17 protein-coding genes and 1 other RNA gene are annotated in these 24,988 nt (G+C 71.8%); 14 read left to right on the plus strand and 4 right to left on the minus strand.

Features of this window, described 5'->3' with window-relative positions:
• Positions 1–67: 67 nt before the first annotated feature.
• A complete protein-coding gene (locus tag ABD709_RS09980) occupies positions 68–3,448 on the minus strand; it encodes an Ig-like domain repeat protein (RefSeq protein ID WP_344774857.1) in 3,381 nt (1,126 codons plus the stop codon).
• Between the two features lie 26 nt (positions 3,449–3,474).
• A complete protein-coding gene (locus ABD709_RS09985) occupies positions 3,475–7,347 on the minus strand; it encodes an Ig-like domain repeat protein (protein WP_344774859.1) in 3,873 nt (1,290 codons plus the stop codon).
• A 208-nt stretch (positions 7,348–7,555) separates the two neighbouring features.
• On the opposite strand from ABD709_RS09985, the gene prfB reads away from it, so the two are divergent.
• Positions 7,556–8,674 carry a peptide chain release factor 2 gene (gene prfB, locus ABD709_RS09990; RefSeq protein ID WP_344774861.1) on the plus strand — a complete coding sequence of 373 codons (1,119 nt, stop codon included), beginning with the start codon at positions 7,556–7,558 and terminating at the stop codon, positions 8,672–8,674.
• Here prfB and ABD709_RS09995 read toward each other — a convergent pair.
• Complete coding sequence (locus ABD709_RS09995) at positions 8,671–9,306, minus strand: hypothetical protein (RefSeq protein ID WP_344774863.1); 636 nt, start codon at positions 9,304–9,306, stop codon at positions 8,671–8,673. The two genes, prfB and ABD709_RS09995, sit on opposite strands and share 4 nt — an antisense overlap.
• A gap of 115 nt (positions 9,307–9,421) precedes the next feature.
• Between ABD709_RS09995 and ftsE the strand changes: the two genes are divergently transcribed.
• The 7 genes from ftsE to ABD709_RS10030 all read left to right on the plus strand — a co-directional run bounded on the left by ftsE (position 9,422) and on the right by ABD709_RS10030 (position 15,038).
• Entirely contained in the window at positions 9,422–10,111 is a 690-nt protein-coding gene (ftsE, locus tag ABD709_RS10000) for a cell division ATP-binding protein FtsE (protein WP_344774865.1), read from the plus strand.
• 31 nt (positions 10,112–10,142) lie between these two features.
• Complete coding sequence (ftsX, locus tag ABD709_RS10005; RefSeq protein ID WP_344774867.1) at positions 10,143–11,078, plus strand: permease-like cell division protein FtsX; 936 nt, start codon at positions 10,143–10,145, stop codon at positions 11,076–11,078.
• A gap of 54 nt (positions 11,079–11,132) precedes the next feature.
• The gene (locus ABD709_RS10010) at positions 11,133–12,386 is read left to right on the plus strand and encodes a peptidoglycan DD-metalloendopeptidase family protein (RefSeq protein ID WP_344774869.1); all 1,254 of its coding nucleotides are present in this window, start codon (positions 11,133–11,135) and stop codon (positions 12,384–12,386) included.
• A 175-nt stretch (positions 12,387–12,561) separates the two neighbouring features.
• Positions 12,562–13,077 carry an SsrA-binding protein SmpB gene (smpB, locus tag ABD709_RS10015; protein WP_344774871.1) on the plus strand — a complete coding sequence of 172 codons (516 nt, stop codon included), beginning with the start codon at positions 12,562–12,564 and terminating at the stop codon, positions 13,075–13,077.
• Positions 13,070–13,969, plus strand: coding sequence for an amidohydrolase family protein (locus ABD709_RS10020; RefSeq protein WP_344774873.1), 900 nt, complete (start codon positions 13,070–13,072; stop codon positions 13,967–13,969). The genes smpB and ABD709_RS10020 overlap by 8 nt, the downstream gene beginning before the upstream one ends.
• Positions 13,970–14,003: 34 nt before the next feature.
• Positions 14,004–14,373, plus strand: a transfer-messenger RNA (tmRNA) gene (ssrA, locus tag ABD709_RS10025).
• 455 nt (positions 14,374–14,828) lie between these two features.
• Complete coding sequence (locus ABD709_RS10030; protein WP_344774875.1) at positions 14,829–15,038, plus strand: DUF1918 domain-containing protein; 210 nt, start codon at positions 14,829–14,831, stop codon at positions 15,036–15,038.
• Positions 15,039–15,045: 7 nt separating this feature from the next.
• Here ABD709_RS10030 and ABD709_RS10035 read toward each other — a convergent pair whose 3' ends face one another.
• Complete coding sequence (locus ABD709_RS10035) at positions 15,046–16,620, minus strand: Na+/H+ antiporter (protein ID WP_344774877.1); 1,575 nt, start codon at positions 16,618–16,620, stop codon at positions 15,046–15,048.
• 245 nt (positions 16,621–16,865) lie between these two features.
• Here ABD709_RS10035 and ABD709_RS10040 point away from each other — a divergent pair, with 245 nt between their 5' ends.
• The 6 genes from ABD709_RS10040 to pstC all read left to right on the plus strand — a co-directional run bounded on the left by ABD709_RS10040 (position 16,866) and on the right by pstC (position 24,988).
• Positions 16,866–18,629, plus strand: coding sequence for a hypothetical protein (locus ABD709_RS10040; RefSeq protein WP_344774879.1), 1,764 nt, complete (start codon positions 16,866–16,868; stop codon positions 18,627–18,629).
• A 31-nt stretch (positions 18,630–18,660) separates the two neighbouring features.
• On the plus strand, positions 18,661–19,797 hold the full coding sequence (locus tag ABD709_RS10045; protein ID WP_344774881.1) for a type 2 periplasmic-binding domain-containing protein: 1,137 nt from the start codon (positions 18,661–18,663) through the stop codon (positions 19,795–19,797).
• A gap of 65 nt (positions 19,798–19,862) precedes the next feature.
• Complete coding sequence (locus ABD709_RS10050) at positions 19,863–22,124, plus strand: hypothetical protein (RefSeq protein ID WP_344774883.1); 2,262 nt, start codon at positions 19,863–19,865, stop codon at positions 22,122–22,124.
• Entirely contained in the window at positions 22,109–23,089 is a 981-nt protein-coding gene (locus ABD709_RS10055; RefSeq protein ID WP_344774885.1) for a sortase, read from the plus strand. Before ABD709_RS10050 ends, ABD709_RS10055 begins: the two co-directional genes overlap by 16 nt.
• 109 nt (positions 23,090–23,198) lie before the next feature.
• The gene (locus tag ABD709_RS10060) at positions 23,199–23,987 is read left to right on the plus strand and encodes a phosphate ABC transporter ATP-binding protein (RefSeq protein ID WP_425575098.1); all 789 of its coding nucleotides are present in this window, start codon (positions 23,199–23,201) and stop codon (positions 23,985–23,987) included.
• On the plus strand, positions 23,984–24,988 hold the full coding sequence (pstC, locus tag ABD709_RS10065) for a phosphate ABC transporter permease subunit PstC (RefSeq protein ID WP_344774889.1): 1,005 nt from the start codon (positions 23,984–23,986) through the stop codon (positions 24,986–24,988). Before ABD709_RS10060 ends, pstC begins: the two co-directional genes overlap by 4 nt.

A 24,988-nucleotide genomic window follows, 5' to 3' on the forward strand; every position in this document is an offset into this window, starting at 1 on the left:
CCGCAAATGTCGCGCAACGGGGTGCGATTTGGCTGATTCTCAGGTTTCCCTCTCTCGCTTCTGCTTATCAGTGTGCACTGCCGACCAGCTGCGCGTGATCCCCCGAGGAGAGGAAATTCGCCGAGCCGGCGAACCTGGCGTCATAACCGTTGTCCTCGATCCGCTGCCACATCCCGGCGACCGTCCAGCAGGTGGCCACGCCGTCGGCGTCGGTGGTCGCCTCGCAGAGCGGGTAGACGCCCTGGTCGAGCAGCTGCGTCGTCGAAAACGACACCACCTCGCCGGCGATCGGCCGGCCGCCCGGGCCGGTGAGCGTCGCCGTCAGCCGGGCCATCTGGTCGTGGACCGGATCGGTGTACGCCGTCCGCGCGGTGAGCGTCGTCGCGGCCTGCGCGACCACCTCGTCGTACGCCGGCGAGGCGCTCGCGAGGTAGCTCGGCTCACCGGAGTAGCTCGCCACCACGTGGTGGGTGCCGGCGCCGAGCCCGTGGACGGTGATGCTCGCCCGGCTGTGCCCGTCCGCGACCTGGACGGCAGCGGTGCCGAGCACGGTGGACCCGTCGGTGAACGTGACCGTCCCGGCCGGCGTCGCCGCGGCGTCCGCCGGAGCCGAGACCACGGCCGTGAAGGTGACGTCGTCGCCGTAGGTCGCCGGGTTGGGCGAGCCCTCGATGCCGGTGACCGTCGGGATCCCTCCGACGGTCTGCACGGCGGACGCCGTCTGGCCGTTGAAGTTGAAGTTCCCGAGGTAGACCGCCCGGATCGAGTGGTCGCCCGGCTTCAGCGTGGACGTCACGAACGAGGCCTGGCTGGTGCCGGGCCCGGTCGCGGTGAGACCGGTCGCACCGAGCAGCTTCTGGCCCTCCCAGAACTGCACGGTCCCGCTCGGCTTGCCGGTCGCCGGGGCGACCGCGGACACCTGGGCGGTGAACGTCACCGGCTGGCCGTAGGCCGACGACGGCGCGTCGGACACCAGTGTCATCGCGGTGTCGCCCTTCGTGACGTTCTGCCCGGCGCCCTGGTCGAGGGTCCCGGTGCTGCCGACGAACCGGGCGTCACCGGCATAGGCGGCCTCGATCTTGTAGGTGCCGGGCGAGAGCGACGCGAACGCGCTGCTCGTGGCCCGGCCTGCGCTCAGCGTGACCGGAGAGCCGAGGTTGGCGCCGTTGACGGTGAACCGCACGGTCCCGGACGGGACGCCGGCGCCCGGCGCGACCGGGCTGACCGTGGCGGTGAACCGCACGCTCTGACCCGACTGCGCGGGGTTCACCGAGGAGTCGACGACCAGCGACGTCTGGGCCCGGTTGACCTTCTGCTGGGCCGACCCGGTGCTGCCGAGGAAGCTGTCGTCCCCGTCGTACGTCGCAACCACGGCGTGCTGCCCGACCGTGAGGACGTCGGTGGTGATCGAGGCGACCTCGCCGGTGCTCGAGTCGACCGGCGCGGTGCCGAGGACGGTCGAGCCGTCGGTGAACGTCACCGTGCCCGACGGGGAGCCCGCGCCCGGCGCCTGCACCGAGACCGTCGCCGTGAAGGTCACCGGCTGCCCGAAGACCGACGTCGGCGAGGAGCTCTCGACCGTGGTCCGCGTCGCCGCCTTGTTGACGACGTGCTCGACGGGGTCGGAGGTGCTGGTGACGAAGTTCGGGTCGGCGCTGAAGTAGCGGGCGCTGATCTCGTGGCTGCCGCGCGACAGCGTCGCGGTGTCGATCTCCGCGGCGCCGTCGACCAGGGTCTCGAACGCGCCCGGCTGACCGTCGATGGTGAGCTGGACCGCCCCCTCCGGGGTGCCGGTGGCCGGGCTGACCGGCCGCACGACCGCGCGGATCGTGACCGGCTGGCCGAAGACCGAGGGGCTCGGCGACGTCGTCACCGTCGTGGTGGTGTGCGCGGCCGCGACCTCCTGCTGGAGCGCGGCCGTCGCGCCCGCGAAGTCGTCGTCGCCCTGGTAGTCGGCGGTGATCTCGTGCGTCCCGGCGTCCAGCCCGGTCGGCGGCGAGACGGCGGTGCCGTTGCTCAGCGGCACCGGGCCGCCGATCGGGTGGCCGTCCGCTGAGAACTGGACGACCCCGGTCGGGTTGCCCGCGCCGGGACCGGCGACGTCGACGTCCGCGGTGAACGTGAGCGGCTCGCCCGCGACGGCATCGGCGTCGGAGGTGCCGAGCGTGACGGTGGTGGCCGCCCGGTCGACGCCGTGGGTCAGCACGGCCGAGGAGCTGGTGGCGAAGTCGCCGTTCCCGTTGTACGTCGCCCGCACCTCGTGGTTGCCCGGGTGCAGGTTCGCGATCGTCAGCTGGGCGGTGTCGCCGGTCAGGGTGACGGCGGTGCCGTAGGGAGCGCCGTCGACGTTGAACTGCACGCCGCCGGCCGGCTGGCCCGCACCGGGCGCGGCCACGGCGACGGTGGCGGTGAACGTGACCGCCTCGCCCGTGACGGTCGGCGAGCCCGAGCTGGCCAGGTTCGTCGTGGTCGGCGCCTTGCCGACGGTCTGGGTCACGGCCGAGGCGCTGCTGCCCAGCAGGTTCCCGTCACCGCTGTAGGTCGCCCGGACGGTGTGGTCGCCCGTGCTGAGCTGGGAGGTGGTCGGCGAGGTCGCCGTACCTCCCGAGACCGGGGCGGGCGCACCCAACGGGTCCCCGTCGACGGTGAACTGCACGGTTCCCGTGGGGTTGCTGGTGCCGTCCACGTGCGCGACGTGCGCCGTGAAGGAGGTCGCCTGACCGTGCACGACGGGCGCCGGGGCGTCCAGGGTCGTCGTGCTGGCGTTCTTCTCGACCGTGAACTGCGAGGAGGCGGTCGAGCCCTTGTAGAAGGTCGTCTGCGCGAACGAGGCCGTCACCGTCGCGGTCCGCGGCGGTCCCGAGACCGGGAGCGAGGCGGTCGCGACGCCGTTGGCATCGGTGGTGCCGTTGACCGACGTGCCGCCCGACAGGGAGAAGGTGACGGTGCGGTTGGCCAGGACCGAGCCGGAGAGGTTCGGGTCGGTCAGCGTCGCCTTGACGGTGACGGAGGTGTTCTGCGCGCCCTCGGTCGCTCCCGAGTAGGACAGCTGGGTGATGTTGTCGATCGTGACGGAGCGGTTGGTCGTCTTGGTGTTGTTGGAGCAGAAGACGAACCCGGACCTGTTCCGCTCGATCGCGCGTGCCGTGTAGGCGCCGTTGGCGTAGTTGTGGGTGTCGATCGCGGCACTCTTGGCGCCGGTCCCGCCCTGCACGCTCTCGAACACCACCGTGCCGCCGGAGTTGATCAGCTGCAGGGTGGTCTGCGGGCTGCTGGCGTTGGCGCACAGGGTGCCGTCGGAGGCTCCGCCGGCCGACAGCGTCGCGTTGCCGCGGAGGACCGCGCCGTCGGCGGGCGCCGAGATGTCGGCGGAGGCGGGGCCGGCCAGCAGCGCCAGCAGCGCGACCGGGAGGGCGAGGGTGGTGAGGAGGGAGATCAGCTTGCGCATGACGGAGTTCCTTTCCGCGGTCCGCGTCACTTGAGGATCGCGCCGTGGGCCGAGGCGGACAGATGGTCGGGATCGCCGGCGAAGGAGGCCGTGTAGCCCCCGGCGGCGACGAGGTTGAGGACCTGGCTCGCCGCGTTGCAGGTGGCCACGCCGAGCGCGTCGGTCGTGGTCGTGCAGACGACCTTGGTGCCGACCTTGAACTGCACGGCCGCCCCCGGCAGCGGCTGGCCGCCGCCGGTGAGGGTGACCCGCAGCTGCCCGAGGGGCAGGCCGAGCGGCGTCAGGGACACGACGGCCGGGTCCGCCTTCAGCGCCGTCGACTGCTTGGCGACGGTCACCTGGACGGCCGGCGAGTCGCTCGCCGCGAACACCGGGTCCTGCAGGTACGACGCCCGCAGCGTGTGGCTGCCGGCGTGCAGCGCCGAGGTGGTCAGCGACGCGACGGCGGTGCCGCCGCTGCCGGGCGCGACCGCGACGGTCGCCAGGACCGTGCTTCCGTCGGTGAACCGGACCGCGCCCGTCGGCGTGCCGTGGCCCGCGTGCGCCGGGGTCACCGTCGCCTTGAGGGTCACCGCGTCGCCGTACGTCGGGGAGCTCGGGGTCACCTGCAGCGCCGTGCTCGTGGCCAGCCGGTGCACCGCCTGGTCGAGCTCGACCAGGCGTGGGGCGAAGTGCGTGTCGCCGGAGTACAGCGCGGTCACCCGGTGGCTGCCGGGTGCGAGGTCGGAGACGACCGGGCTGTGCGCCGTGCCGCCCTGCAGCCCGACCGCGTCGCCGAGCGGCTGGCCGTCCACCGCGAACTGGACGTAGCCGGTCGGCGTACCGGTGCCGACGACCTGGGACGCCACGGTCGCCGTGAAGCTCACCTGCTGCCCGACCTCGGCGTCGGGGGCGGACGACGTCAGGGAGACGTCGACGCCCGCGGACTCGACGGTCTGGGTGAGGATGTCGCCGCTGCCGGTGTAGCCGGTGTCGGCCTGGAACGCGGCGATGACCGTGTGGTCACCAGGGTCGGGTGACGCGAGGGCGGGGCTCTCCGCGACGCCGTCGCCGTCGACAGGGACGGGGTCGCCCACGTCGGTGCCGTCGACGGAGAACTGCACCGAGCCGGCCGGTGTGCTGCCGTCCGCCGCGGTGACGGCGGCGCGGAAGGTGATCAGGGAGCCGTACGTCGACGGGTTCTCGCTCGAGGTGAGCGCCGTCGACGTCTCCACGACCGCGGTGCCCTCGATGACCGTGTGGCTGATCGCCTCGGAGTCGCTGGCGCGGTAGTCGCTGTCGCCGGCATAGCGCGCGATGACCTGGTGCGAGCCGGGCGCGAGGTCGCTGAGATCGAGCGTCGCGGTGCTCCCGGCCCCGGTCGCCGTCAGCGGGGCGGAGCCGACGGGGTCGCCGTCGGAGAGGAAGGTGACCGTCCCGGTCGGGGAGCCGGCGCCGGGCGCGACGGCGGAGACGACGGCCTGCAGCTCGACGTTCTGGTCCTGGACCGACGGCGACGGCGTCGCGACCACGGTGGTGGTCGTGTCCGCCTGCGTGACGGTCTGCTGGATCTGGTCGGAGCCGCCGGCGTAGTCGGCGGTCCCGGCGTAGGTCACCTTGACGGTGTGGCTGCCGGCGCCGAGGGAGGTGACGGCCGGGAAGGTCGCCGAGCCGTTGCTCAGCGGGACCGGACCTCCCACGTCGGAGCCGTCGACGGCGAGCTGGACGGTGCCGTCGGGCGTGCCGCCACCGGGCGCGTCGACCGCGACGGAGGCGTTGTAGGCGACTGCCTGGCCGGCGACGGTGTGCGTCGACGAGGCGCCGAGCGTGACGGTCACGTCGGCCTTGGCGACGTTCACGGTGCGCGGTGCGGCCGAGCTGGCGTCGTACACGTCGTCGCCGGTGTACGTCGCCACCACCGCGTTGCTGCCGACCGGCAGGTCGGTGACGGTGACGCTCGCGTCGCCCGATGCGCTCACGGGGGCCCGGCCGACCTCATCGGCGCCGACCTTGAACACGACCTCACCCGTCGGGGTGCCCGTGGCGGCGCTGACGGAGGCGGACAGGGTGACGTCCTGGCCGTGGACGGCGCTCGACGGGGACACCGCCGAGGTGGTGGTCGTGGGCTTGAGCGGCTCCCGCACCCGGAACGTGAACGCCGCGGAGGTGCTCGGCGAGTCGTCGGCGGAGCCGCCGTAGGACGCGGTCACCGTGTGGTTGCCGAGCGGGAGGGTGGACAGCGCCGGACTGGTGGCGGAGCCGCCGCTCAGCGGGACGGCGGCGCCGAAGTCGGCACCGTCGACGTTGAACTGCACCGAGCCCTGCGGGGTGGCGCCGTGCGCCGGGGTGACGGTCGCGGTGAACCGGACGCCGTCGCCGATGGTCACGACGGGCGGGTCGGCGACCACGGCGGTGGTGGTCGCGATGGTGCCGACCGTGAACGCCGCGGTGCTGCTGGCGGCGGTCAGGCCGGAGGTCCCGGCGAAGCTCGCCGTGATCGTGGTGCTGCGCGGCGGCCCGGCGACGGGCAGGTTCGCCTGGGCGACCCCGGCGGCGTCGGTCGTCGCGTTCACCGAGGCGCCGCCCGCGAGGCTGAAGGTGACGGTGCGCCCGGCGACGTCGCCGCCGGCCAGGTCGACGAGCGTGGCGTGGGCGGTGACGGTGTCGCCCTGCGCGGCGCTCGTCGGGCCGTCGTAGGCCAGCGTGGTGCAGTCCTGAGGGGTCACGACCAGCGTCGCGGCGTTGACCCCGCCGCCACCGGTGACCAGGACACCCCAGCTGGCCCGGGCGCCGCTCTTGGCCATCCCGTCACTGGCGGCCGGCGCCTGGAGCGTCGCCGAGTAGTTGCCGCCCGAGGTGGTGGTCGCGCTCGCGGTCGTGCTCGCGCCGGCCGAGACCGGGGAGCGGTCCAGGGAGATCGAGACCGGCACGCCGGCCGCGCCGCTGCTCACCTTGCCGCTGACCGTGACGTCCCCACCGGCGCACGACAGCGACGGCGTGATGGTCTCGGTGATGCCGCCGGCCGCCGGGACCGCCGACGAGGACAGCTTGCGGTCGATGGTCAGGGAGCCGCCGTCCAGCGGCAGCTGCAGGAGCTCGCGGGCGTCGTACTTGTGGGCGGGGGAGTACCAGTGGTCGTCGATCGTGGTGCCGTCGGAGCTGTGCGAGGTCACCACGCGGGACGCGATGTTGCCGGCGGGGACCGACGCCGTGCCGTTGGTGACGCTGGCCGGCTGGTCGAAGACGAAGGTGCCGTCGAAGGGAGAGGAGCCGCTGGCGATCGACCCGGCCTGGTAGTCGAAGCCGCCGGTGTAGTCGACGTTCGCGCCGTTGTGCCAGCCCTGGCCCGCCTCGAGCGGGAAGTCGAGGACGCGCCAGCCCTGCTGGGGCGTCATCTGGAGGTCGATGGTGGCCGTGATGCCCTGCGAGAGGATGCCGAGCTTCGCGGTGCCGGTGAGGTCCTGGTGCTGGCTCTCCTGCAGCATCGCCAGGTCGGAGCGGCGGACGTAGCGGGTCCCCGAGACCGTGCCCCTGAAGTTGGAGAGGCTCACGTTGCCGACGCCTTCGACCTGCGCCGAGCCGCTCCCGCCGGTGATGGTGCCGGAGATGTTCAGCCGGTAGGCGTCCTGGCCGGCGAACGTCTGCGTCCCGGCCACCGCATAGGTGACGTCCTCGTTGAGGGAGACGTCGGTGCCGTCGGCGACGTAGTGGAACGTCGTCGCGTAGGTCCACGAGGAGCCGGCGCTCCAGACCGGTACGTCGTCACCGGTCGCCTGGACGGCGCCGGCGGGCGCCGCCGGTGCGACGGCCACGAAGCCGGCAAGGACGGCGGCGAGCGCGCCGACCAGGGCGAGTCGTCGCCGTCGTGCGTCCCTCCTGCCGTCGTTCGAGCGTCGGTCGATCAGGAGCGCAGAGAGCATGCGTGGAACCCCGTCCGTTCTTCCCCATGAAGTAGCCCCCGAGAAAGCGGACGACGGATTGCGCCGCGGCATGCGCATGTAAGCAGGCTCTGACAGGGCGCGCCAGCAGTTGTCAGAAACAAGCGAAAAAAGAATTCCGGCGAGCGCCGTCGGCGCCCGGGATCCGCGTTTCGCCGCCCGGCACGGCGTGCCCGTAACCTTGACCCTTGTGGCAGGCCCCGACTACGACACCGAGATCAAGCAGCTCACCGCGACGATGAGCACCATCGAGCAGGTCCTCGACCTGCCCGGGATGGAGCGCGAGATCTCCGAGCTCGAGACCCAGGTGGCCGCCCCCGACCTGTGGGACGACCAGGCCAACGCCACCCGGGTCACCGGCCGGCTCTCGCTGCTCCAGGGCCAGGTCGAGCGGTTCGCCGCGCTGAAGGGCCGGGTCGAGGACCTCGCCATCATGGTCCAGCTCGCCGTCGAGGAGGGCGACGCCGACGCGGCCGCCGAGGCCGAGGTCGAGCTCGGCAAGATCAAGAAGGCCGTCGAGGCGCTCGAGGTCCGCACGCTGCTGTCGGGCGAGTACGACGAGCGCGAGGCGATCGTGTCGATCCGCGCGGGCGCCGGCGGCGTCGACGCGGCCGACTTCGCCGAGATGCTGATGCGGATGTACACGCGCTGGGCCGAGCGCAACAAGTACCCCGTCGAGGTCTACGACGTCTCCTACGCCGAGGAGGCGGGCATCAAGTCCGCCGAGTTCGCGATCCACGCGCCCTACGCCTACGGGACCCTCTCCGTCGACGCCGGCACCCACCGGCTGGTCCGGATCAGCCCGTTCGACAACCAGGGCCGTCGCCAGACGTCGTTCGCCGCGGTGGAGGTCGTCCCCCAGCTCGAGCAGACCGACGAGATCGAGGTCGACGAGAACGACATCCGCACCGACGTCTTCCGCTCCGGCGGCCCGGGCGGTCAGTCGGTCAACACCACCGACTCCGCGGTGCGCCTCACGCACATCCCCACCGGCATCGTCGTGTCCTGCCAGAACGAGAAGTCGCAGCTGCAGAACAAGGCCGCCGCGATGATCGTGCTCAAGGCCAAGCTGCTCGCCAAGAAGAAGGCCGAGGAGGCCGCCCTCAAGAAGGACCTCAAGGGCGACGTCGCCGCGAGCTGGGGCGACCAGATGCGCAACTACGTGCTGAACCCCTACCAGATCGTCAAGGACCTGCGCACCGGCTACGAGACCGGCAACCCGCAGGCCGTGTTCGACGGCGACATCGACGGTTTCCTCGAGGCCGGCATCCGCTGGCGCCGCGGCGCCGACAAGGCCGAGGAGAACTAGCCGCCGGAGGCCGCCTGGGCGACCGCGACGCACCACTTGCCCGTGCGGTCGAGCAGCTGCTGCTCGGGCGTGCTCCTCGGGAGGCCGAGGCTGCAGGTCAGCCAGGCGTCGCCGAACAGGCCGCGGTAGGACGCGAAGTCGTCCTTGGCGTAGCCACACACCAGCGCGACCCCCGGGTCGCCGTACGCCGGCGCGGGCTGCTGCCTTCGGCAGCCCTTGATCCCGGTCGCCTCGTCGACGAGCTGGCGCGCGCGCTCGGCGGTCACCGGCGGCGCGAACACCCAGGCGCGCGCCTCGGTGCCGTGCGGGCCGACGTAGGTGCAGCCGTACTCGTGCGCCACGTCGGTCTCCCGCGGCACCAGCTCGACCTTGTCGCCGTTGGCGTAGCTGGTGTTGTCCTTCGCGTCCGCGCCCAGGGCGGCCGAGACCGCGTCGGGCGAGATCCGGTCGCAGAACCCGGACCGCGCGACGTCGACCACGGTCGTGTCGTAGTCCTCGAGGGGGATCGACTCGTACGGCGTCGGCTCGCTCCGGGGCGTCGGCTCGGCCCCGTCGCTCAGCCACACCGCGGCGCCGATCGGGAGGCCCGTCAGCAGCAGCGCGATGAGGAGCGCGCGGACGACCGTGGGCATCAGGCGAGGATAGTGGCGGCACCGAAAGGGTCCGGAACGTGGTGCGCGTCACGCCGGGCCCGTCGCGGCCCGTCGTTTCTGCTCCGCACAGCTTCGTCGCGTACCGTCTTGCTGCGTGATTCGCTTCGAGAAGGTCACCAAGAAGTACCCCGGGCCCGGTCGGCCGGCGCTCGACCAGGTGACGATCGACATCGACAAGGGCGAGTTCGTCTATCTCGTCGGTCAGTCCGGCTCCGGGAAGTCGACCGCGCTCCGCCTCGTGCTCCGCGAGCTGCGGCCGTCCACCGGCCGCGTCTACGTCGCCGGCAAGGAGATCAACCGGATGGCCGGGTGGAAGGTGCCCCGGCTGCGCCGTCAGATCGGCACGGTGTTCCAGGACTTCCGGCTGCTGCCGAACAAGACGGTCGCCGAGAACGTCGCGTTCGCGGGCCAGGTGATCGGTCGCTCCCGCAAGGAGCTCGACCGGCTGGTCCCGGAGACGCTGGAGCTGGTCGACCTCAAGGACAAGTCCGCGCGGATGCCGGACGAGCTGTCGGGTGGTGAGCAGCAGCGGGTCGCGATCGCCCGCGCCTACGTCAACCGTCCGATGATCCTCATCGCCGACGAGCCGACCGGAAACCTCGACCCGTCCACGTCGGTCGGGATCATGAACCTGCTCGAGGACATCAACGCCACCGGCACCACGGTCGTGATGGCCACCCACGACCACGGCATCGTCGACCAGTTCCGCAAGCGGGTCGTCGAGCTCGAGACGGGCAAGGTCGTCCGCGACGAGGCGTCCGGCGCCTACGGCTTCGAGCACTGAGCGCCGAGAAGACCCAGGAGAGAGTCACCCCATGCAGCTGCGCTATGTCTTCAGCGAGCTCGGCACCGGCCTGCGCCGCAACCTGTCGATGCACCTCGCCGTGATCCTGACCATCTTCGTCTCGCTCACCCTGCTCGGCGCCGGCCTGATGATCCAGCGGCAGGCCGACCTGACCACCGACACCCTCGGCAGCGAGCTGCAGATCGAGGTCAACCTCTGCGTCGACGACGACCCGGGCCACAGCCCGAACTGCGCCGGCGGCGAGGCGACCGAGGCGCAGCGGAAGCGCATCGAGGAGGAGATCCGGAACAGCCCCGAGGTCAAGTCCTTCAGCTACCAGAGCAAGCAGGAGGGCTACGACAAGGCCAAGGAGATCTTCTCCCCGGAGGTCTTCCAGGGCCCCGACCCGGTGATCACCGTGCAGGGCTGGCCGGCGGCGTACTGGGTGACGCTCAAGGACCCGCAGAAGGCCGACGGCGTGATCAGCGCCGTCCAGGGCCTCGACGGCGTCCGCGGGATCGGCGACCAGCGCAAGGCGCTGGGGCAGATCTACGGGATCATGAGCGCGCTCAAGGTCGGGTCGTGGATCGGCGCCGGCGTCCTGCTCCTCGCCGCGCTGCTGCTCGTCGGCAACACCATCCGGCTCGCGGCGGTCGCCCGCCGGCGGGAGATCGCGATCATGCGCCTGGTGGGCGCCTCGACCCTCTACATCGCCCTGCCGTTCCTCCTCGAGGCCCTGGTGACCGCGGTGATCGGCGTCGCGATGGCCTCCGGCGCGCTGGCCGCGTTCGAGTGGTTCGGCATCCACCAGAGGCTCCAGGAGAGCGTCTCGTTCCTGCCCTGGATCGGCTGGGACGACTACGTCCAGGCGCTGATCGGCGTGGTGCCCCCGGGCATCGCCCTGCTCGGCCCGGCGCTGACCCTGATCCCGACACTCCTGCTGACGCGCAAATACGTCAAAGTCTGATCCGCGCCGGATACGGTCGGAGCGTTCTCTTCCCCGAACGCTGAAAGCTGTGCCGTGCCCTTCTTCCCCAAGCGGCTGGCGGTCTCTGCCGTCCTCGTGCTCGCGAGCGCGGCGGTCGCCGTACCCCTTGCGAGTGCCGACGACCACCACCACGAGCACGTGCTCAAGCACCGCCAGCACCTGGTGCAGGGCCGGCTCCACTCCGCGCAGCACGACCTCGACGAGTCCAGCAAGAGCTACTCGCGGGCCACGGCCCGGCTCGAGGGTGCCCAGCACGAGCTGAGCCAGGCGCGTGCCCGGCTGGAGCGCGTCCGTGACCGGCTCGGCGCCGCACGCAAGCAGGCGGCCCGGCTGCAGCGCGAGCTCAAGGAGGCGCAGGCGCGGCTGGACAAGGCGGCCCAGGCGCTGCGCGACGCGAAGGCCGAGGTCGAGAACCAAAGGCAGCAGGTGCGCGGCACCGTGCTCGAGCAGGCGACGGACGGCAACCCGGTCCTGCAGACGATCAGCTCCTACCTCGACTCCGGCTCGGTCGAGGACGTCATGACCACCGACACCGCCAGCGGCCTGGTCGTCGGGCTCGAGAGCGACACGCTCGACGCCCTGCAGGTCGCGGAGGCCGCGGTCGAGGACCACAAGGACGACGTCGAGGCGGCCCGCAACGCCGTCCAGCACAAGAAGGACGCCGCCGACCGCACCGTGCACCGGGTGGCCGGGCTGGTCAGCGACGCCCGGGACACCAAGGAGCGGGTCGACCGGCTCGTGCTCGAGCGCACGCACGCGCGGCGCGCCGCGCTGAACGCGCGCCGCCACGACCGGGAGGCGCTCGAGCGGCTGCAAGCCCGGGAGAACCGCATCAAGGACAAGATCCTGCGGCTCTCCCAGCAGCAGAGCGGCAGCTACGTCGGTCCCGCCGACGGGCTGCTGATGCCGCCGGTCAGCGGGCCGGTCACCTCGCCCTTCGGGTGGCGGATCCACCCGATCTACGGCTACTGGGGCCTGCACAACGGCACCGACTTCGGCGCGCCGTGCGGGGCTCCGCTGGTCGCGTCGGCCAGTGGGACCGTCATCGACGAGCACTACGACTCGGTCTACGGCAACCGTCTCTACCTCGCCATCGGCAAGATCAACGGTGACACGATCACGCTGGTCTACAACCACATGTCGAGCTACAAGGTCGGCCAGGGCGCCCACGTCGCCCGCGGCCAGGTCCTCGGGTACGTCGGCCAGACCGGCTGGGCCACCGGCTGCCACCTGCACTTCATCGTCGAGCGCAACGGCACGCCCGTCGACCCCATGCAGTACCTGTAGGGCCGGGCGGGCGGTCGCGGCCGCGGCCGAATCATCACGGTATGCAGGTGAGTGCGCACTTCCCGTGCGGAGCTCCACGTGGGAAGCGGCCAATCGCCTGCATACCGTGATGATTCGTCCACCCACCCCTCCCGTCCGCTGATACCCCGTTGACCCTCCCTGGGACAATGGACGGATGAGCAGGGCAGCGAAGAAGACGGCCGCGAAGGCCGCCAAGGACGGGGCGGATCACAAGATCGTCGCGTCCAACAAGAAGGCACGGCACGACTACCTCATCGAGGACACCTACGAGGCCGGCCTGGTCCTGCAGGGCACGGAGGTCAAGTCGCTGCGGATGGGCCGGGCGAACCTCACCGACGGGTTCGTCGACATCGACGGCGGCGAGGCCTGGCTGCACGGCGTGCACATCCCCGAGTACGCCCAGGGCACCTGGACCAACCACGCCGCGCGCCGCAAGCGCAAGCTGCTGCTGCACAAGTCGGAGATCGACAAGATCGACCGCAAGGTCAGCGAGAAGGGCCACACCGTGGTGCCGCTGTCGCTGTACTTCGTCAAGGGCCGCGCGAAGGTCGAGATCGGCGTCGCCAAGGGCAAGAAGAGCTGGGACAAGCGGCAGGCCATCGCCAGCCGCGAGGCCGACCGCGAGAAGCAGGTCGAGCTCGGTCGGCGGCTGAAGGGCATGCGTGACTGACGCCGAGGACGTCCGGGCGTTCTGGCAGGAGCTCGGGCTCCCGGGGCTGATCGACCTGCACGTCCACTTCCTGCCCCCGCGGATCGAGGCCGCGGTCTGGCGCGAGTTCGACAGCGAGGGCGACCTGATCGGCCGGCCGTGGCCCATCCGCTACCGCGGTACGGCGGAGGAGCGGCGCGCGTTCCTGGGGGAGGCGGGCGTGCGGCGGTTCCCGACGCTGCCCTACGCCCACAAGCCGGGCGTCGCCGGCTTCCTCAACGACTGGTCGCGCGACCTCGCGGCGAAGGAGCCGGCGGTGCTGCGGTCCGCGACGTTCTACCCCGAGCCCGAGGCGGCGGCGTACGTCCCCGAGCTCGTGGCCGACGGGGTGCGGGTCTTCAAGGCCCACCTCCAGGTCGGGGCGTTCCACCTCGACGACCCCCTCCTCGAGCCGGTGTGGGGGACCCTCGCCGAGGCGGGTACGCCGATCGTGGTCCACGCCGGCTCCGGCCCGGTCGGTACGCCGTACACCGGGTCGGCCTCGACCGCCCGGGTCCTCGCCCGGCACCCGCGGCTGCGCCTGGTCGTCGCGCACATGGGCGCGCCGGAGTGGGAGGAGTTCCTGGTGCTGGCGGAGCGGCACGACAGCGTGCTCCTGGACACCTCGATGGCGTTCAGCGACTTCTTCGCTGACGGCCACGGCGCCTATCCCGAGGATCTGGTGCCGCGGCTGGGCGACCTGCAGGACCGGGTGGTGTGGGGGTCGGACTTCCCGACGATCCCGTTCGCCTACCGCGAGCAGCTGGACGGCCTCGCCGCCCTCGGTCTGGGGGACGACTGGCTGCGCGACGTGACCTGGAACAACGCCGTCCGGCTGCTCGACCTGGAATCTCTCGGGCGCTCCGGCGGTTGACACCCGTAGACTGGCAACGGTTGACAAATCCATAGGGGCTGATCGGTTTCGACTTGGGACGCTAGTTCCAGGGGAAGCGGGTCGAGGAGCCAGCGTCATCTCGTTAACGCCGCTGGAAACAAATAACTGCCAACGCTAAGCGCAGTTCCTTCGCTCTCGCCGCCTGAGCGGTGATCGAAGCGTCTGACCGGGCATCTGTCTCCGTCCCGGACCCAGGCGTCAGCTAGGAGACTTGCTGCGTCACTCTCGCCGGGAGGGTGACGCGGGACTCAAACCCGGCTGGGCCTGTCGGCGACGTGTCAGTGCGAGCGCCGGGGCCGAGCAACACGACAGCACTGACTGCACCCGGAGAAGACCTGGTTCGGCGCTCGAGGACCGGGGTTCGATTCCCCGCAGCTCCACGCACGTGACAAGACCCCGTTGTGAAAAGCGCGAGAGCGCTCTTCACAACGGGGTCTTCCGCGTGCGTGCAGGGAGCAGGCTCGACGGTTGTCGCCGGGTGAGCGAGGCCCAGCAGAGCGCGCCGGCGGGCATGGGGAGCCAGAACTGGAGCAGTCGCCAGGTCAGCACCCCGGCGAGGCTCGCGCCCGTGGAAGCGCCCGCGGCCACCATGGCGGGCACGAGCAGGGCAGATGGCGTCCAGCAGCCAGTTGGTGATCGCCCAGGTCATGCCCTGGCGCGTGATCTCTGCGTCCCGGTGCTGTCCATGTCCGCCTCTCCGCGCGTGCGCCGATCCCAGGTTCGGTCGCCGTCGTGGCACGCGACGACGGTCCATCGACCCCTCTTCTCGGGTCCTCCGCCTCTCCCTCGCCGCCGCTCCGCGGCGGACGTTGGAACCCACACCGAGGAGGTCGGAGCCATGTACGCAGCAGTCGGAGATCGCCTGATCGTGCGCAGCAACCGGGTGGGCAGCCCGATCCGCGACGGCGAGGTCCTGGAGGTGCGGCACCCCGACGGGTCGCCGCCGTACGTCGTCCGCTGGTCCGACACCGGGCACGAGGCGCTCGTCTACCCGGGGGACGACGCCGAGGTGCACCACTTCCACCACGAGGAGCCTGCCTCCTCCTGACGGCCGGCTACTCGACCGGGCTCGCGCGTGAGATCCGCACCTCGTCGATGTCGAGCCGCGCCTGCACCTGACGCAGCACGATGTCGTCGATCCGTTGCTCGTCGCGCAGCTCGAGCAGCGCTTCGCGGCGGCGGCCGATCAGGGCAAGGGTGAGGCTCGTGTACTGGTCGTCGTGCTCGACCACGGGATCGTCGGGGGCGCCCGCGGCGAGCAGCGTGCGCTGCTTGTCGAGCTCGTGGCGGACGCGCGCGACCACCTTCTCGCTGCTCCCCAGCTCGGCGGCGGTGGCGTCGAGGGCATCGATCGCCGCATCGAGGGTGAGGATCTCGGCCAGCTGGAGCTCCTCGGCGACCGAGGTGTCCTCGGGCAGCCGGGCGAACCGCACGACTGCCGGCAGGAGCAGCGCCTGCAGCAGGCTCAGCACGATGACGCCGCAGGTGACCAGGACCATGAGGTCCCGGTCGGGGAACGGCACGCCGGAGTCCAGGTGGTTCGGCACGGCGAGCACGGCGGCGAGCGACACGGCACCGCGGAAGCCGGCCGTTGCGTTCACCGTCCGCTGACGAGCACCGATCCGGCGCAGCCGCTGGGCCGGCCGGCGGTCGAGGAGCCTGATCAGGTACGGCGTGGTGTAGGTCCAGACCCACCGCACCGCGATCACCACGGCGGTCACCACGAGCGTGTCGACCAGTGCCCGCAGCAGCGAGGTGCTGGTGAGGTTGCGGAAGGCCCCCTGGGCAGAGAGCCCGACAAGGACGAACAGGACGCTGCTGAGCACCGTGGTCGAGAGTGCCCAGAACGGGACGACGATCTGACGGGTGAGCGCTCCGGTGATCCGCGGCGTCACCTGGCTCATGAACAGCCCGCACGAGACGACCGCGAGCACCCCCGACGCATGGATCTCGTCGGCCAGCAGGAACGCGGCGAACGGGGTCACGAGCATCGCGATGCCCTCGAGCATCGGGTCGTCCATCCGCCCGCGGACCTGCCAGCTGATCAGGCCGACGAGGCCGCCCGCCACGATGCCGCCGCCGTAGGACAGCACCAGCAGCCAGGTGACGTGCCAGCCGGTCAGGTCCTGCTCACCGACGGTGACGCCGACTGCGAGCCCGTAGAGCACCAGCGCGGTGCCGTCGTTGATCAGGCTCTCGGCGCGCAGGACCGTGACCGTCCGACGCGGCAGGCCGCGAGCCAGGACGCCCACGGCGGTCGCGTCGGTCGGTGCGAGCGCGGCTCCGAGCACCCAGGCCGGCCCCCAGCCGAGGCCGAGAGCGTGCGCCGCCACGGCGACCGCGGCGGCCGTGGCGAGCACGAGCACGGTGCTGGTCAGCACCACGACGCGCAGGTTGTTGCGGATCTCCCGCAGGGAGGTGGTCAGGCTCTCCCAGTAGAGGAGCGCCGGGAGGAACAGCAGCAGCACGACCTCCGGTGGCAGCTGCGCCTGACGTAGGTGCGGCACGAAGCCGACCAGCACGCCGACCAGGACGAGCAGGATCGCCGGCGCGATCGGGTAGCGGCGCGCCAGAGCGCCCGCCATGACCAGGGCGACCCCCAGCAGCACGACCATCTCGAGTCCGAGCACGCCCCTCATCCTGGCCGATCAGCGGTGCGGAGAGGGTCCCGGCTGGCTAGACCACTGTGGCCGATCCGGGGCCCGACGAGAGGTGTTGCCTTCCGGGGGTGCACCGATCACCTTCCATGGGGCGTTTCGAGTTGCAGGGGGCGTCGGCCGATGGTTTAAGTACTCCAAGTCGCTCGACAAAGAGCGGTTCTCGGGTGCCCTTCAGTTTCGCGGCCATGCCGCCCTCACCTGCTAGCGAGGCACTCATGCGCATCCGTTTGCGCATCCTCGGCGTCACCGTCGCCCTCGGCACGGCCGCCATCGGGATCCCCCTGCTCACGTCGACCCCCTCGGCCGAGGCCGCCGGCTTCACCGGCGGCGACCTCGTCGTCTACCGGGTGGGCGCGCCGGGCGGGACGCTGTCCAACGCCGCCGCGCCCGTCTTCGTCGACGAATTCAGTCCGAGCGGTGCGCCGGTCGGCTCCACCGCGCTGCCGACGACCGCGGCCGACGGCAACCTGCCGCTCACTGCGGCAGGGGAGTCCCGTTCCGAGGGCCTCATCTCCCGTTCGCCGGACGGTCGGTTCGTGAGCGTCACCGGCTACGCGGCCGCGCCGGGCGCCACCGGTCCGGGCGGCACCTCGCTGACCGCCACCGCGCCCGGCACCGTCGCGCGGGTGGTCGGCATCGTCGACGCCCACGGCGGCGTCGACACGAGCACAGCGCTGACCGGTGCCGGGGCTCCGTCGATCGTGCGCTCCGCCGTCACCGAGAACGGCGACGACATCCTTGCCACCGGTGGCAACGGCGGCGTGCTGGCCGCGACGCTCGGTGGCAGCAGCACGTCGGTGTCGGCCGGGGGAGCAGGCAGCAACCTCAACCAGCTGAGCTACCAGGCCGGGGGCCTGTTCACGAGCGGGATCCTCGACGACCGGCTGGCGCTGGTCGGCTCCGGCGGCAACCTGACCGAGGTGCCGGGGCTGCCCGCCAACCTCCTCACCTACGGCTACGCCGTGCTCGACCTCAGCCCGGGTGTCGGCTGGAACGGCACCACCGCCGACACGATCTACCTGGCCAACGCCGCCGAGCGGGCCGGCACGGTCGACAAGTACCGCTACAGCGGTTCGACCTGGACCCTCGCCGGAAGTGTCGACGTGCCTGGTGTGTCCGGGCTCGTCGCCGACGTCGACGGCTCCTCGGTGAGCCTCGCGGTCACGACGCCGGCCAAGCTGCTCGCGCTCACCGACCCGAGCGGAGCGGGCTCGACGTTCGGCGCCGGGGCTCCCACGGTCCTGGCCTCTGCGGCGGCGGGCACCGAGTTCCGCGGCGTTGCGCTCGCCCCGACCGCCGACCCCGGCCCCTCCCTGTTCGTCCGTACGCCGACCCGCGACGCCACGGTCTCCATCGGGGGTGCCACCGTGCCGGTGACCGCCTATGCCACCGGTGGCACCGTCTCCGGGGTCACCGTCAAGATCGGCTCCGCCACCGCGCACGCCACGAAGGGCGCCGGCAACATCTGGACCGCAGACGTCCCGACCGCGGGCCTCAGCGCCGGCAACGCCACGATCACGGTGACAGCCACCAACGGCGACGGAACCACCACGGCGACCCGGCCGGTCGTCCTCAGCGGCAGCTCGGTGCCCAAGGGCGCCCTCGCGGCCGGCACGCACGCGCCGAGCGAGTCCAAGATCAAGCAGTCCGGAACGTGGAAGGCCTACAGCGTCGACGCCTCGCCGACCGGCAAGGGCCTGAAGAGCACCAAGAAGGGTGCCAGCCTCACCGCCAAGGTCTACGGCAAGAAGCTGGCGATCTCGTTCACGGGGGGCCCGACGGCCGGGAAGGTGCAGATCGTCGTCGACGGCGAGACGCCCACGGTCGACCTCTACTCGGACGGGACGAAGACCGTCACCAAGACGTTCCGCTTCAGCGGCGACCTCGCCGCACACACGGTCGTCATCAAGAACACCGGCTCCAAGAGCGCCAAGAGCACCGGCACGACGGTCGCCGTCGCCGTGCTCAAGGTCAGCTGACGCCCGCTCCGACTCCGACAGGACACCACCGATGAACCGACACACGAACGGACGCCGTCGCGTCCTCACCGGCCTGACGACCGCGGCCGCGGCGCTCGCCCTCACCGTCGCCGCGTCCACGGCCGCGCTGGCGGACCCGACCGGCACCCCCGGCCAGCCGCCGGCGGGCAAGACGGCCGACCAGATCTACGCCGCGGTCGGCGCGGACGCGTTCGCCGAGCTGACCAACAACCTCACCGTCCACTACAACGCGCAGAACCCCGGGCCGGCGCACGTGCTGGCGTCGTACGACGCCGTCAACCCGGTCACCGGCACGGCCGGCGAGAACATCACCACCAAGCCCGGCTGCAGCGTGGCCCGGCCCAACGGCGCGAACGCCGGCATCACGGCGATCACGCAGAACCTGCACGTCGACAACGACCCGGCGAAGCCTTTCTGCATCGACTTCGTGCGGGCCAGCCGGGCCAAGGGCACGGCGCCGGCGGAGCAGAGCCTGACGTTCTATGCCCAGAGCCGGGACGCGGTGAGCTATGCGACCGTCGGCAACGCCTACGCGCCGACGACGCCGCTCACCACGGCGCAGCTGAAGAGCATCTTCGAGTGCAAGGTGCTCGACTGGAGCGAGGTCGGGGGACAGGCGGGCGCGATCCACCTCTACCTGCCGCCGGCCTCCGCAGCGACGCTCACGTTCTTCCTGCAGGCGATCGGCACCACGCTGAACAACGTGACCGACGGCTGCAACGGGCTGCCGACGGTCTTCGACCAGCAGCAGAACGACGGCCGCACCCTGGACGGCGACCCGCAGGGCATCGCGCCCTACGCCGTCACGAAGTGGGCGGCCCAGGCCAACCAGGCGCCGGGCATCGACGACAACCGCGGAGGCGCGGTCGTCGGCACGGTCAACACGACCACCTCGCCCACGACCACCACGACGCTGAACGGCACGACGTACCTGGTGCTCAACCCGGACTTCGCGTCCGGCGCCAGCGCCTCGTTCGGCCGGCTGTTCTTCAACGTGACCCGCAACGACGCTCCCGCCGAGCTCACCGACGTGTTCAAGGCGGGCGGCTACCTCTGCCAGCACCAGGACGAGCTCCTCGTGCCCTTCGGCAACACCCCGCTCGGGAACGACACGTCCGCAGCCCGGTTCTGCGGCCAGACGAGCTGACGCAGTTCCGGCATCGGGGCCCCCGGCATCGGGGGCCCCGCGAGTGGCAAGGAGTCGAGTTACACATGCGGATTGGGTGCATCCGATCGTCGACGGCGCTCGCCGTCGCGCTTCCCCTCGCGGCCGTCGTGGCCGCGGCCGGCGCCGCAGGCGCGGCGCCGGCCGAGCCCGACCACGGGTCGCGGGCGCACGTCGTGCACCGCGCGGACAGTTCCGCGACGGTGGCCGCGCCGGGCGCCGGCGACGGCGCGACCGTGACGGTCAGCAAGACCGAGGACCTCGTCAACCAGACCATCGCGGTCTCGTGGCAGGGCTTCCGCCCGAGCTCGTCGAGCCGCCTGCAGAACGCCGGCGACTCGCTCGACATCAACACCGAGTACCCCGTCCGCGTCTACGAGTGCCGTGGCGCGGACCCGTCGAGCTCGAGCGACTGCTACGGCTCGCCGGGCTTCCGCGGCCTGCCCGCGAGCGGTGACTCGCCGGCCGTCGACCCGGTCGCGGCCTTCACCTACCCGGGACAGACCGACCCGTTCGCCGCCACCCCTGACGGTCCGGCCAACTGGCAGGACAACGTCACCAGCGCCGACGGCACCGGGCAGGTGGCGATCCAGGTGTTCACCAAGCGCGAGTCGGCCGGGCTCGGCTGCGACGCGACGAGTCCCTGCTCGATCGTGGTCGTGCCGAACTACGGCCGGGGCGCGCACGACCTCGGCGACACCGAGGACCTGATGGACGCGCCGTGGGCCTGGGCCCGGCGGACCGTCGTGCCCCTGAGCTTCCTGCCCGTCGACGACGCGTGCCCGCTCGGACGCGACGGCCTTGCCGTCGAGGGCAGCCCGATGGCAGCGTCGGTCCTGGCGAGCTGGCGGGCCCGGACCTGCCGGCTCTCGAGCCACCCGGTCCAGCTCGACTACACCGCGATCGGCGAGCCGCAGACCCGAGGCGACGTCGGCTCGGGCACCACGGGGACCGGTCTCGTGATCGACCCGCTGGACGCGGACGCCGCCGACCAGGCGGGCGTGATCTATGCGCCGGTCGCGGTGACCTCGCTCGTCGTCGCGTTCCAGGTGGACGACGCCCACGGCAAGCCGGTCACGAGCATGAAGCTGGACCCGCGCCTGGTCGCGAAGCTGGTCACCGCCTCGTACCGCTCCGGTGGCGATCCCGCCGTGATCCACAACCGGCCCTACAACCTGTTCTCCGACCCGGAGTTCCTGCAGCTCAACCCCGGTGTCGACTGGCCCAGCGGCGCGCCGGGCAACCACGTGCTGATCCTCGGCGACCTCTCCGACACCACGACGGCGCTGACCCGCTGGATCGCCGCGGACAAGGATGCTCGCGACTTCCTGGCCGGCAAGCCCGATCCCTGGGGCATGACCGTGAACGAAAACTACAAGGGCATCGCGTTGCCGTTCGCGAGCTTCCCGCTGCTGGACTCGCTGCTGTCCAACAGCTTCGCTCCGGTCCAGGAGCTCGACGCGCTCGCGCGACAGCTCTCGATCGCGCAGTTCCCGGGGGGTCTGGTCCAGCAGGAAGGCGGGGTCAACGTCACGGTGAAGCAGCCGCGGCAGAACCCCGGCAGCCGCGAGGTGATCGGCATCATCGACGCCGCCTCGGCCGACCGCTTCCAGCTGTCGACCGCCGCGCTCGAGAACGCCTCGGGCAGCTTCGTGACCCCGACGGTCGCCGGCATGACCGCGGCGATCGACCACGCGAAGGTCAACCCCGACGGCGTCACCCGCCAGGTCGACCTCAGGTCCAAGGACCCGGACACCTACCCCCTCACCCTCCAGATCTCCGCGGCGCTGTCGACGACGGCGGACGAGGACGACCGCCAGCGGATGGCCGACTTCCTGTCCTACGCCGGTGGCCAGGGACAGGTCGGCGGGGACCAGGTCGGCCAGCTTCCCGGTGGTTACGCACCGCTGACGAAGCAGCAGACCAAGCAGCTGGAGTCGGCACGCCAGGCCGTGCTCACCGGAGCCGCTCCCTCGGACGACCCCGGCGAGGACGGCGCGGACGACGCCACCCCGAGCCCGTCGGACGCACCCTCCGACGGACCGGGCGGACCCCTGGGGGACACCCAGGGGTCCGTCCCGGAGCCCGCCGGGACCGGTGACTCGCCGTCCGACTCGCCGTCCGACTCGCCCGACGGCGACACCGTCGACGCGGGCCCGGACATGGTGACGGTCAGCAGCACCCCGATCGGCGCGCGGCAGCTGCTGCTCCCGGCACTCGGCCTGGTCGCCGCACTGGCCCTCCTCGGCGGACCGGCCGTGCTGTGGGTGGGCCGGACCGGGAGGGGCCCTCGATGGCTGCGACGGTGACCGAGCCGGACACCCAGGTCGCGCCGCCCGGCACCCCCGCCCCGACACCCGGGGCCACGCCACCGCGCCAGCGGCGCCGGCTCCGGCTTCGCAAGGAGCAGGGGAGTCGTCGCGCCGAGCCGCGGCCGCAGAAGCCGTGGGAGTGGAACGTCGCGACCGTCGTGGCGACGGGCATGATCCTGGTGTTCGCGGCGCTGGCCCTGTTCGGCGGCTACCTGTTCGGTGGCTCCGCGCTGGCCCAGCACCGCCAGCAGGACATCGCGTTCGCCCAGCTGAAGAAGGACCTCGCCCTTGCCACCGTCCCGGTCGGCGGAGCGATCGCACCGGGGACGCCGGTCGGGATCGTCACGATCCCGCGCCTCGGTGTCGAGCAGGTCTTCGAGATGGGCAGCAACAGCGAGCAGACGCTCGACGGCCCGGGCCTGCGGCCCGACACCGTGCTGCCCGGCCAGGCAGGGGTCTCGGTCCTCATCGGTCGCCGAGCCACGGCGGGGGCGCCGTTCCGCCACCTCGACCAGCTCCAGCCCGGCGACACGATCAAGGTGGTCACGGGCCAGGGGAAGTTCACCTACGTGGTGGACGTCGTCCGCACCAGCGACGCGCCGGACCGCCAGATCGTCGCGGCCGAGTCGCGGCTGACGCTGGTCACCAGCGACCCCGCGATCACCAACACCCGCACCCTGACGGTGTCGGCGACCCTCGACGGCAAGGCGCTGCCCGCCTCCACCGGCCTCGCCGGCGGGGCGAGCGCCGACACCTCGGACCAGGCAGGGAAGGGCGTCTCGGACCACGCGATCGCGCTGCTGCTGTGGGCGCAGGCACTGCTGATCACCTCGGTCGCCGCGACCTGGGCGACGGTCCGGCTGCGGTGGCGCGCGGTGTGGATCGGGGCCGTCCCGGCGCTGCTCGCCGTGCTCTGGCACGTCTTCGAGAACATCACGCTCCTCCTGCCCAACACGCTCTGATCCCCATCACGAAGGAAGCACCATGAGCACCACCACCGCCGCCCCGGCGCCCAACGGGCCACTCCCCGTGCCCGGCAACGAGGGACCCCGAGCCCCCGGACCTGCCCGGGTGCCCGGAACGCTCGCCGCCGAGGACGTGCACGCGTGGTTCGGCGACCACCAGGTGCTGGCCGGGGTCGACCTGGTCATGGCCGCGGGCGAGGTCACCGCGCTGATCGGACCGTCCGGCTGCGGCAAGTCGACCTTCCTGCGCATCCTCAACCGGATGCACGAGCTGGTCCCGGGTGCCGCGCTCGCGGGGAAGATCCTGCTCGACGGCGAGGACATCTACGACCCCGCGCTGCGCCCGATCGAGAGCCGGCGCCGGATCGGGATGGTGTTCCAGAAGGCCAACCCGTTCCCGACGATGTCCATCTACGACAACGTGCTGGCCGGGCTGCGGCTCACCGGCCGGCGGGTGAAGACCCGCGGCAAGGACTCCGAGGCCGACGCGCTGGTCGAGCACAGCCTTCGCAGCGCCGGGCTCTGGGACGAGGTGAAGACCCGGCTCGGCACCCCCGGCGGCTCGCTGTCCGGCGGCCAGCAGCAACGGCTCTGCATCGCCCGCTCGCTCGCGGTGCGCCCGGACGTGCTGCTCATGGACGAGCCGTGCTCCGCTCTCGACCCGACCTCCACCCGCCGGGTCGAGGAGACGATCCGGCAGATCGCCGGCGAGGTCACCGTCGTGATCGTCACCCACAACATGCAGCAGGCCCAGCGCGTCTCCGACCGGTGCGCGTTCTTCCTCGCCGCCGAGGGCCAGCCCGGCCACATCGTGGAGCAGGGCCGCACCGACGACGTCTTCCAGCGGCCCCGCGACGAGCGCACCGCCGACTACGTGAACGGACGCTTCGGATGACCGCCACCGCCCCGCCGACCGTGGAGCTGCCGCGGCCCGCCCCCGAGCGTCGCCAGCTGGTCACCAGGCCCACCGCCTCGGACCGGGTGTTCGTGTGGGTCACCCGTGGCGCCGCGGTCGCGACCCTGCTCGTCATGTGCCTGATCGGGTACTTCCTGACCAAGGGCGCCTGGCCGGCGCTGCAGCAGCGCGGCTGGCACTTCTTCACCGAGAAGCAGTGGCTCCCCGAGACGGGCGAGTACGGCATCGCCGGCCTGCTCGAAGGCACCGTGCTGGTCGGCGTCATCGCGCTGCTGGTCGCAGTGCCGGTGTCGTTCGGTGCCGCTCTGTTCATCAGCGAGTACGCACCGGCCGGCCTGCGCCGCGCACTGGTGACGCTCGTCGACCTGATGGCGGCCGTGCCCGCGGTGATCTACGCGATCTGGGCCGTCGTCTTCCTCCAGGCGCAGCTGCTGCCCGTCGCGCAGTGGCTGTCGGTCCACCTCGGCAAGTTCCTCGGGCCGCTCACCGTGAAGACCCCGGACTCGCCGTCGTCGTACACGTCCTCGGCGTTCATCGCCGGCGTCGCCGTCGGCTTCGTGATCATGCCGACGATCACCTCGATCATGCGCGAGGTCTTCGCCCAGGCGCCGATCGGCGAGCGCGAGGGCGCGATCGCGCTCGGGTCCACCAAGTGGGGGATGATCCGTACCGTCGTGCTGCCGTTCGGCCGCGCCGGCATCATCGGCGGGATCATGCTCGGCCTGGGCCGCGCGCTCGGCGAGACGATCGTGGTCTACGCGCTGATCTCGCCGATCTTCGACTTCACCACCCACCCGCTCGAGACGGGAACGAACACGATCGCGGCCCACATCGCGTCGCGCTACTCCGAGTCGAACGGCACCGCGTTCGCGGGGCTCCTGGCCGCCGGCATGGTGCTGTTCGCGTTCACCCTCGTCATCAACACCGCCGCGGGCGTGGTCGTCAGTCGATCGCGCTCCGGTGCAGCGACGGAGATCTGA

This window comes from Nocardioides panacisoli, assembly GCF_039537325.1.
Taxonomy (GTDB): domain Bacteria; phylum Actinomycetota; class Actinomycetes; order Propionibacteriales; family Nocardioidaceae; genus Nocardioides; species Nocardioides panacisoli.

Coding starts and splice junctions, on each gene's coding strand:
- ABD709_RS09980 (WP_344774857.1), bottom strand. CDS start 3,448: ATGCGCAAGCTGATCTCCCTCCTCACCACCCTCGCCCTCCCGGTCGCG.
- ABD709_RS09985 (WP_344774859.1), bottom strand. CDS start 7,347: ATGCTCTCTGCGCTCCTGATCGACCGACGCTCGAACGACGGCAGGAGG.
- ABD709_RS09995 (WP_344774863.1), bottom strand. CDS start 9,306: ATGCCCACGGTCGTCCGCGCGCTCCTCATCGCGCTGCTGCTGACGGGC.
- ftsX (WP_344774867.1), top strand. CDS start 10,143: ATGCAGCTGCGCTATGTCTTCAGCGAGCTCGGCACCGGCCTGCGCCGC.
- smpB (WP_344774871.1), top strand. CDS start 12,562: ATGAGCAGGGCAGCGAAGAAGACGGCCGCGAAGGCCGCCAAGGACGGG.
- ABD709_RS10030 (WP_344774875.1), top strand. CDS start 14,829: ATGTACGCAGCAGTCGGAGATCGCCTGATCGTGCGCAGCAACCGGGTG.
- ABD709_RS10040 (WP_344774879.1), top strand. CDS start 16,866: ATGCGCATCCGTTTGCGCATCCTCGGCGTCACCGTCGCCCTCGGCACG.
- ABD709_RS10045 (WP_344774881.1), top strand. CDS start 18,661: ATGAACCGACACACGAACGGACGCCGTCGCGTCCTCACCGGCCTGACG.
- ABD709_RS10050 (WP_344774883.1), top strand. CDS start 19,863: ATGCGGATTGGGTGCATCCGATCGTCGACGGCGCTCGCCGTCGCGCTT.
- ABD709_RS10055 (WP_344774885.1), top strand. CDS start 22,109: ATGGCTGCGACGGTGACCGAGCCGGACACCCAGGTCGCGCCGCCCGGC.
- pstC (WP_344774889.1), top strand. CDS start 23,984: ATGACCGCCACCGCCCCGCCGACCGTGGAGCTGCCGCGGCCCGCCCCC.